This is a genomic window from Wolbachia endosymbiont of Onchocerca volvulus str. Cameroon (genome assembly GCF_000530755.1).
GTDB lineage: Bacteria > Pseudomonadota > Alphaproteobacteria > Rickettsiales > Anaplasmataceae > Wolbachia.
Genome location: NZ_HG810405.1, coordinates 951351 through 960618, shown reverse-complemented (window position 1 = coordinate 960618; position 9268 = coordinate 951351). Strand labels below are relative to the sequence as shown.

Here is a 9268-nt window from a genome sequence, read left to right as displayed (position 1 = left end):
CAGAGATAAATTTTAAGCTCTCTAAATACCTTTATTGTAACCAGTAGTATGATTAATAACTAAAGTAAAATTAAGATTTCTTAGTATAAAGAGATTACTTTATTTGTTTATTTAATGATACTACTGGTTACAATAAAGGTATTTAGAGAGCTTAAAATTTATCTCTGCCTACAGGTTTTTATCTAAATTTCAGTTAAAATGAAGTGTACACATTTTTTAATGTACATAGGTGCGTATACACGTGTTTAATCTCTTTCACGTATGCATTACATTTTTTTTGAATCTTTTTTTATGTGGTGGACCTTATGTCTAAAATTTTATACTCTTAATAAAAAACCACTTAAGCTATTAAAATCCTTAATTATCACATGCCTGTATAAGTATTGAATAGGGGGGGAGTTTATATCTTGAAAGGGTCGTATACATTAGTAGTTCTTTTTGAGTCGCTTTTTTTTAATTTCTCACTTAATAATCTTAGAATAGGCTGTAAATCATCATTAATTGATAAACATAGTATTTCTTTATTAAGATAATTAACTAAGTAATTTCTCTTTTTAAGAATTTCTGCTTCTTGCAACAAGTCGCATTTGTTTAATACTACAATTTCTTCCTTTTTAATGAGATTATAATTGTAAAGCTTCAACTCATTGCGTGTACAATTATAAGCTGAAATAACATCATCATGAATTATGTCAATAAAGTGTAGTAAAATTTTGCATCTTTCTATATGTTTTAAAAACTTGTGACCGAGCCCAACTCCAAGATGAGCATCAATAATGATTCCAGGAATATCTGTTATCACAATCTTGCTGTCATCCACCTTTGCTACACCTAAATGTGGCCTGATGGTGGTGAATGGATAATTTTCTACCCTTGTATCTGCATTTGAACAACGAGTTAAAAATTTTGATTTACCTACATTTGGCATGCCAATAATACCGACATCCGATAAAACTTTCAGCTTTAATGTTATGTTTCTTTTCTCACCAAGCTGACCGTAAGTAAAACATCTTGGTGCCTTATTAGTAGAGGATTTAAAATTAGTATTTCCAAGTCCACCTTTACCACCTTGTGCTACTTGAAATTTCATATCAGGTTTGTCGAAATCTACTATTACTTCCTCATTTTCTTCATCGATTATTTGTGTACCAACTGGAACTTTAAGTATAATATCCTTCCCTGCTGTACCAGATCTGCCTCTGCTTGCACCATTTTTTCCATCATTTGCTTTAATGTGTCTCATATAACGAAAGTTAAGTAAAGTATTGAGATTTGCATCGCTGACAAAAACTATGTTTCCTCCCTTTCCTCCGTTACCGCCGTTTGGACCACCAAATTCAACAAATTTTTCTCGACGAAAGCTTGCGCAGCCATCACCTCCATCGCCTGCTTCTAAATATAATTCAACTTCGTCTATGAAATTCATACTAACTTATGATAATATTTGGCGTTTTCTCCCAGTGTGCTTTCTATTCTCATTAGTTCGTTATACTTTGCAAGCCTATCGGAACGCGATAGCGAACCAGTTTTTATTTGTCCGCAATTTGATGCAACTGCTATGTGAGATATTGTTGTGTCTTCTGTTTCACCTGAGCGATGAGAAATAATAGCTTTATAGTCATTTAATCTTGCCATTTCGATAGCAGCTAAGGTTTCTGTTAATGTTCCTATCTGATTTGGTTTGATCAATACAGCATTTGCCATGTTTTCTTCTATTCCTTTACGTATTAGTTGACAATTTGTAGTAAACAGATCATCTCCGACCAGTTGAATTTTATTTCCTAGTCTTGCAGTGAGTAATTTCCAACCTTCATAATCGTCTTCGCTCATTGCATCTTCTATAGAGGTTATTGGATATTTTTCTACAAGGTTAAAATAATACTCAGCCAATTCTTCTGAGGTGAGCTCTCCATTTTTAAATTTATAAACTCTATCTTCATAGAAGGTAGATGAAGCAACATCAAGACCTAATGTGAAGTGATTGTGCACTGAATAACCAGAAAATTCTATAGCGTATATAATCAGGTCAAGTACTTCTTCGGTGCTTTCAATGTTTGGTGCAAAGCCACCTTCATCTCCTACGTTTGTACTGTAACCATTTTTCTTAAGAATATTGCGCAAATTGTGAAACACTTCCGTGGACATTCTGATTGCTTCACTTAGAGTCTCAGCTCCAACAGGGAGAATCATGAACTCCTGAAAATCAAGTTTATTATCTGCATGTACTCCTCCGTTAATTATGTTAATGAGTGGACCTGGTATAACATTTGCCTGTTCGCCTCCTAAATACTTATATAGTGGTATTTTAAAACTATTTGCTGCTGCTTTTGCAACTGCAAGAGACACCCCTAAGGTTGTATTTGCTCCAAGTTTAGATTTATTTTTCGTTTCATCGAGTTCAATTAAAGTTTGATCGATTATACTTTGGTTTGTTGCATCCATGCCAATGATCCTATTTGCTATCACTACGTTTGCAGCTTGAACTGCTTTCAATACTCCCTTACCACAATATCTTTTTTCATCTTGATCTCTCAATTCTAAGGCTTCTAGTTTGCCGGTTGAAGCTCCAGAGGGTACAGATGCTCTACCTATTGCTCCATCACAGAGTTCAATCTCTACTTCAATAGTTGGATAACCTCTACTATCTAAAATTTCTCTTGCGAACACACTGTTGATCATCTTTTTCATTATATTAAACTTTTATTTTTGACATGAGTGTTGTAGTTTCTCTTGCTAGTTTAGCTATGTTATTGCTAAGACCAATAAATAGTACTACATCGCCTGAATTTGTCAAATTACTAATAAGATGTGAAATGAGCAAAGCATCATCCGCAGTCTTTACACTATTAAACCCGTTACTTAATAGAGCTTTTTGTATATCGTCGATCCCGCAACCAGGAATGGGTTTATCTTCTAGAGGATGGATAGGGGTGAGGATGATATAGTCAAACATCATCAAAATCCGTATAAATTCATCAAAAAAATTATGAATACGAACAAAACGAAATAGCTCGATGACTCCTATTACTTTTTCTTTAGCGATTAAACGCGCTGCTGTCAGAGTTGCTTGTATTTCATTAGGATGATGCGCATAATCCTCAATTAATTTGAGGCCTTTGATGTTAGCGATTAAAGAAAATCTTCTTGCTACTCCTTTAAATTCCAAGAGACCTTTTTTAATCTCTTTATCACTGATTCCTAGTTTTATCGCAGTGGATATTGCAGCTAAGGCGTTACTGATTTTATGCATTCCTATTGCATTTGGTAGTACCACATTTTTTATTCTATGGTTATTATTAACTAACACATCGAAACTAATACTAATACTGTTAGCATACTGCTTAATGTTGCTAGCTTTAATATTACCACCTTCAAGCCCAAACGTTATAGAATTACTTGCATCATGATCAATGCTTACAGAATCAGGTAGAATTGCAAAATCTGCTTCATTTGTAAACTGAAAAAATGCATTTTTGAGGTTACTAAATGTTCTATAATATTCTATGTGGTCGTTATTGATACTCGTTATGACAGCAATATTTGCAGGAATTTTTAGCATAGTTCCATCAGACTCATCAGCTTCGATTAAAAAAATGTCACTCTTTCCAAGTTTTAAGTTACTCTGATAGGAGTTTAATATGCCTCCTACAATTACGGTTGCATCAATTCCTATGTTGGTGTTATTCTGGAGCGTGACGCTAGAATCTAAATCTTTTTTTTTGCTACTAGCATCAGCTATTTGGATAGCGGAAAGTGGTCCACTGGAATAATCCAAAATGGAAGCAATCATAGCAGTTGTTGTTGTCTTTCCACTTGAGCCTGAAACTGCTATTACATATTTATCTTTCATAATTTCAGCAAGTATATCTGACCTATGCAAAATGGTTTTGTTGTTATCTTTTGCTGTAACTAATTCAACATTATCAGATTTTATTGCAGAAGAATATACGACCACTTGAGCTTGCTTGATATTATTAGCATTATGACCAATATAGATCTCTATGCCTAACTTTTGTAACCTATCTACATTGGCGTTTGATCGTACATCACTGCCTTGAACTTTATAGTTGGAGTTGTGAAGGATTTCAGCGATTGCGCTCATTCCAATTCCTCCTATGCCAATTAGGTATATTGTTTCTTTTCGAGTATCGTTCATATTTAATGTAAAAGTTTACTTATTACTAAATCTATTATAGTTTAATTTAAAATACTATAGTAATTAAGCCTTTTCACTGAATGTAATGATTAAAAACCTAGTTTTGCTGTGTCTAATATTTGTTTTAGTAAGTAGTTGTGGTCTTAGCAGCAGGTGCAATAGCACTGCAGGTCACTATAAAATCGGTAATAGCTACACAATAAATGGTGTAACTTATCATCCAAAACACTGTAACCATTACGAAGAGGTGGGGATAGCATCATGGTACGGAATAGAAGGCCATAGTACAATTACAGCAAACGGTGAAGTATTTAACCGTCACTTGATTTCTGCAGCGCATAGAACTCTGCCTTTACCATGTTTTATTCTTGTTACTAACTTAAAAAATGGAAGAAAACTTGTTGTAAGGGTTAACGATAGAGGGCCCTTTGTTGAAGGTAGGTTAATAGATCTATCGGAAAAAGCAGCAAAAATTTTAGGATTTCATAAATCTGGACTGACAAAAGTAAAAGTTCAATATTTAAGAAAGATGTCTGAACGATTAGTACAAAAGACTCCTCATTATAGAAAGCAGTATGAGAAAGAAATGCAAAAACGTCACCCAAAACAAGATAATGTAGAAAGTAAAGGATATATCGCATATTTTGAAAATATTCAAGCTGCTAAATCAGTTGCATCGAAGCTTCGTGATCAAGGAATGAAAAATGTTAGATTTTTTTTTAGGGATGGTCAATATTGTGTGAAGGTGAATTATAAATAATAGTGAAAACTGGATTTATTATGAAGAAAGCTATGATATTGATATTTTAGTATTATGGAAACAAAGATCTATATTTTGTATTTTATGTTGTTAGTAGACAAGTTAAATTAAAGGAATTGTTAGAGCTTGCAGAAAAGAATGCTATATCTTTTATAGTAGTCAAAGAAGAAGATATAGTATAGAAAAAAGTCGTTTATTTTAAGAGTTTAGTAAGCATTTTGAACAATGTTACTCATTGTAGGTTTGCCATCAGAACTAGGATGGCATGTTATGATATCTCATCAGCTAATGAATTTTCCAAGTAAATTGCTAGACAATTTAATGTATCTTTTACAGGGTATGTGACTAAAGTGATTTGCTATGAATAGTTGTAAGTGTCTATTGCTGGATATAATGTTATTATACTATTTTAGTGAAGTTTTTCATGATTTTTTTTAAAAATTTAACTTCTTTAAGAAGAATGAAGTATTTTTGAAATACACAGCTGAAAAATAAATAAGCTAATTTTTGTTGTTTATGGATCTGCATCATCTTGTATTGAAAAGAATATATTCAGTAGTGCTGATTTCGTAGGGAAGAGTATGATTAATTTTAACGTTTGAGGAGTTTATCGCTTTCTAGTTGCAGTAAATTTTGACTGAAAATATTTCAGCATGTAGAGAATTTAAGGCATTTATAGTAATCGGCAGAATTCTGAAGTGGTTAGAAGGGGTATGTTTTAAATATAGTTCTGAGGAAAGATATCGAAAACCTTTCTTTTACAAGAGATAGGCTTTTAGTTGAGAAATTTAATCAAATATTCTCGGGTTTTTTCATGTGAAAACAGTTTTTTATAAGCAAATGCTCAGAAATCTTTTACCTTGGGCTGAAGAACAGGAAAAAATTTGTGCTGCTTTAGATATTACAAGATATGGATACATTTCTAAGTATCTACATAAGCTCGAGCTTGCTGGTTTTGTTGCAAAGGATTACACTTAGAGTATGAAGGCTGGTGCTGATTCATGATTGAAGAAGTACAAACTTAAAGATAATCATTTAAAACTTAATCTAAAATATATTTAAAAAAAAATCTAAGGAAAATTAACCTTGTACCTATTTTATTAGATTATTTACCTCCTATTGAAGGTATATACAGCCACCAGACTTTAGTTTGAGAGCTTCTTGGCGGGCTTAGCAATAGAAAGAGCACATATTATAATATATTGGGAATTGATGGAAAATAAGGAAAAAATTTCTTTTGTTGAAGAAAGACAGGTACCGAAGTGTCAAATTGATTATATGTGGTTCAAACCAAATTTTAAAAAATAAAACTGACTGTTTAGTGATGTAAGAGGTGCAAGAGAAGATAGATGAATTAAAATGCTTAAAAGGTATTTTCAATGTTGCCTAGTTCTTGTTTACATTAATGGTATAAGTGATTATGTTATAGATAGCGGTTGTTTCCTGACACAATTGATTTTAGAGAACTATTAAATTTGAAATAATTTTAACTCTGCTTTTTTAATTTTGAATTGTCTAGTGTTGTAATAAAATATAAGCATCAGCTACTTTCATGATATTTTGTTAAATTTTGTAGCAATATTCATGCAAGCTATGGCTTGGAGGGGTACTATTCTTTAATGAAGGGTACTCGTACAACCGTGGTGATGCTTTAGTATGCTACATTTTTCTCACTGATTTACTTAAACTTAATCTAAGTGGAGTATTGTTGATACTAAAGTGGTTTAATTCAGATGGTATGCACATAGGAAAACATAAAATCAATTAGTCGAAAGTGGATTTGATATTAATTCAAAAGGTACAAATGAAGTCGCTTTTTTCATAAATTTTTACAAAAGAAGGTGATATGGTTAGAGTGAAGTCATTGCTAGAGCATATGAAGGTGATTTTATGTAGGTAGTGAAAATAAGAGTCGACTGTATTATGCTATTATGTATGAGTGTAAGAAAACACTAAATCTCTTGTTGATTAATTATAATTAATTTCAAAAATAGAAACGGGTTTGTTCTACCGTGCCTTGCTACGTTGTAAGACGATAAGGAATTAATAAATTTCCTAATCTTAAAAGGCGTAGAAATTAATGAAAGAGATGTTAAAGAAAAGGTTATAAAAATGTAGGGAGCAAAAGATGAAAAAATAATATCTTAACCTTTTCTAGCAGGATATGATAATAAAGTGCAAATAACGAGACTTATTGTAAAAAAACAGCAAGCAAAAACTAACTTAAAAAGATTTATCTGTGCAGAAAATAACTGTGGTTTTGATTCATTAGATATACTATTGATCTTAATAGTAGAAAATGGTAGTATTTTTTATTTTAAAGGAAATAGAAACAAACGATCAAGATTTTGATGGTATATGCTCAGTTACATAAAGCTAATTATAATAATGACACTAAAGTAGTTAGGCTCTTATTTAAACTTAAAGTGAATGTTAATGTTGTAACTAAATGTAACAGAACTCCTTTGCTACTAGCTTTTAAAAAAAGTTCATATAAAAATTGTAAGAATATTATTGGAAGTTGGACTCAATATAAATATCTATGAGCAACGGAGGCATACACTTCTACGTCTTGCCGTTTAAAAGAGTTATTTTGATACAGCTCAGCTGTTAATAGAAATAAGAAGCAGACCTTAACGTAAAATACAAAAATGTCCACACTGTAATAGATATGTTTGTTAACAAAACGAAGAGCTACACGGTAAATACAAAGTTTCTTGTATTTAGCTTTAAACTTAATACTTCTGGAGTTGTTTTTTATTTTTGGCCTATAATCAAATGCAGAAAAAAAGATAAAAGATATAGAAAAACTAAAACTATACTAGAAGACTTATCCTATATTTGACTATAGCTTTATTGTAGAATCTTCGATCGCTTTTTTAAAATTGTGCTCTAACACAGTACGATTTAAAAAAAAATTAAAATTTTTAACTTAACTAATTAGTATCAAAGAATTGCTTTTTAAATGTCTCTTAATGGATATTACTTAAATAATTACATTTTACTTATAAGACTTTTATATTGCTTTGCATTAAGTTAATTTCATATTTTGTTTCTGTTAGATCCTTGTTTAATAATTAGACGTGTAGTTTTACTTTAAATAGTTTTATAACATTGAAAAAGTATCCCTATTGAGGGTAATATAGAAAGTTTTCATAATAACCTTTGTATAGCTCTTAGTTTTGCTGAACGCGCACGTGGATTTGCACTTATTTCTTCTGCGCTTGCCTTGATTACTTTTTTATTCAGAAGAGAAAACGTTCTACAGTTGGTGAATTTTGGCTCACATAAGCCTTTAAAAAAGGTCTTGACTATACGATCTTCCAAGGAATGAAAAGTAATGACAATCAGCTTGCCATTCCTATTTAAGATTTTGGATGCAGCTTTAATACCCTTTTCAAGCTCTCTAAGCTCATCGTTTACCCATATTCTGATTGCTTGAAATGTCCTAGTTGCAGGATCAATCTTGCTTTTTCCGCGAGATACCACGGAACGTACAATGTCTGCAAGCTCAAATGTAGTGTTGATAGTTTTTTTCTTACGTACGTTCACTATTGCTCTTGCAATTTTGCGAGAATAACGTTCACCTCCATAGCTATATATAGTGTTTGCAATTTCTTCTTCGCGTAAGGCATTAACAAATATTGAAGCGTTAATGTGAGAAGAGGTATCCATGCGCATATCAAGCGGACTGTTATGTAAAAATGAAAATCCTCTATTTTCTTCATCAAGCTGCATAGACGATACTCCTATATCGAACACAACTCCATCTACGGTATTACTTTGTATCATCTCGGTGCTTGACCTTACATTTTTTTTCTGAATTCCAGCTGAAACAATGACGGAAGGTTCTGTAAAGTGTTTGAGATTACTACTGTTTAGTATAGTTTGAATATTGCTAAACTTTTCAATAAATAATTTTATTTTACCGTGGTACTTGGTATTCAAACTATTATAAAATTTAATAACCGTTTCATCTCTGTCGATTGCATACACTCTGCAATCAGCTGACTCCAATATTGCTTTACTATATCCTCCAGCTCCAAATGTGGCATCCACATATACACTACCATTTTGTGGTGAAAGTTGCGATAGCATTTCTTTTAGTAAAACCGGTATGTGTGTCATAGCACTTTATTGAAAGCTTTTGTGTAGGAAAGTGAAGATAACTTTCTCATTTAAGTATGGTGAAATATATGATATCAAAATACTTAATATAGTCAACTATATAAAAATGCTAGAATTTAGTAAGATACTATCATTAGTATAGTGTTTATATTTATAAGATAAATTATTATTATATTAAGTAAATTGTGAAAAGCTGATGCAACAGATAATGAAAATAATATTTT

The 9268-nt window shown here is 31.8% G+C and carries 6 protein-coding genes and 1 pseudogene; 3 read left to right on the top strand and 4 right to left on the bottom strand.

The annotated features are described in order from the left end of the window. Positions 1 to 400: 400 nt before the first annotated feature. From cgtA to WOVOC_RS04060, 3 genes and pseudogenes are all read right to left on the bottom strand, one after another. Positions 401 to 1426 (bottom strand): Obg family GTPase CgtA, encoded by a 1026-nt coding sequence (gene cgtA, locus WOVOC_RS04070; RefSeq protein WP_025264393.1) that lies wholly within the window; start codon positions 1424 to 1426, stop codon positions 401 to 403. Then, positions 1423 to 2691: a phosphopyruvate hydratase gene (gene eno, locus WOVOC_RS04065; protein WP_025264392.1), complete on the bottom strand. Its 1269-nt coding sequence runs from the start codon at positions 2689 to 2691 to the stop codon at positions 1423 to 1425. Before eno ends, cgtA begins: the two co-directional genes overlap by 4 nt. A gap of 1 nt (position 2692) precedes the next feature. Next, a pseudogene (locus WOVOC_RS04060) lies at positions 2693 to 4194 on the bottom strand (UDP-N-acetylmuramate--L-alanine ligase). Between the two features lie 47 nt (positions 4195 to 4241). On the opposite strand from WOVOC_RS04060, the gene WOVOC_RS04055 reads away from it, so the two are divergent. The 3 genes from WOVOC_RS04055 to WOVOC_RS04875 all read left to right on the top strand — a co-directional run bounded on the left by WOVOC_RS04055 (position 4242) and on the right by WOVOC_RS04875 (position 7462). Further along, a complete protein-coding gene (locus tag WOVOC_RS04055; RefSeq protein WP_014868903.1) occupies positions 4242 to 4916 on the top strand; it encodes a septal ring lytic transglycosylase RlpA family protein in 675 nt (224 codons plus the stop codon). Between the two features lie 840 nt (positions 4917 to 5756). Further along, on the top strand, positions 5757 to 5894 hold the full coding sequence (locus WOVOC_RS04880; protein ID WP_232500391.1) for a hypothetical protein: 138 nt from the start codon (positions 5757 to 5759) through the stop codon (positions 5892 to 5894). A 1373-nt stretch (positions 5895 to 7267) separates the two neighbouring features. Next, the gene (locus tag WOVOC_RS04875; protein ID WP_025264391.1) at positions 7268 to 7462 is read left to right on the top strand and encodes an ankyrin repeat domain-containing protein; all 195 of its coding nucleotides are present in this window, start codon (positions 7268 to 7270) and stop codon (positions 7460 to 7462) included. Between the two features lie 607 nt (positions 7463 to 8069). Here WOVOC_RS04875 and rsmH read toward each other — a convergent pair. Next, complete coding sequence (rsmH, locus tag WOVOC_RS04040) at positions 8070 to 9044, bottom strand: 16S rRNA (cytosine(1402)-N(4))-methyltransferase RsmH (RefSeq protein WP_025264390.1); 975 nt, start codon at positions 9042 to 9044, stop codon at positions 8070 to 8072. Positions 9045 to 9268 lie beyond the last annotated feature (224 nt).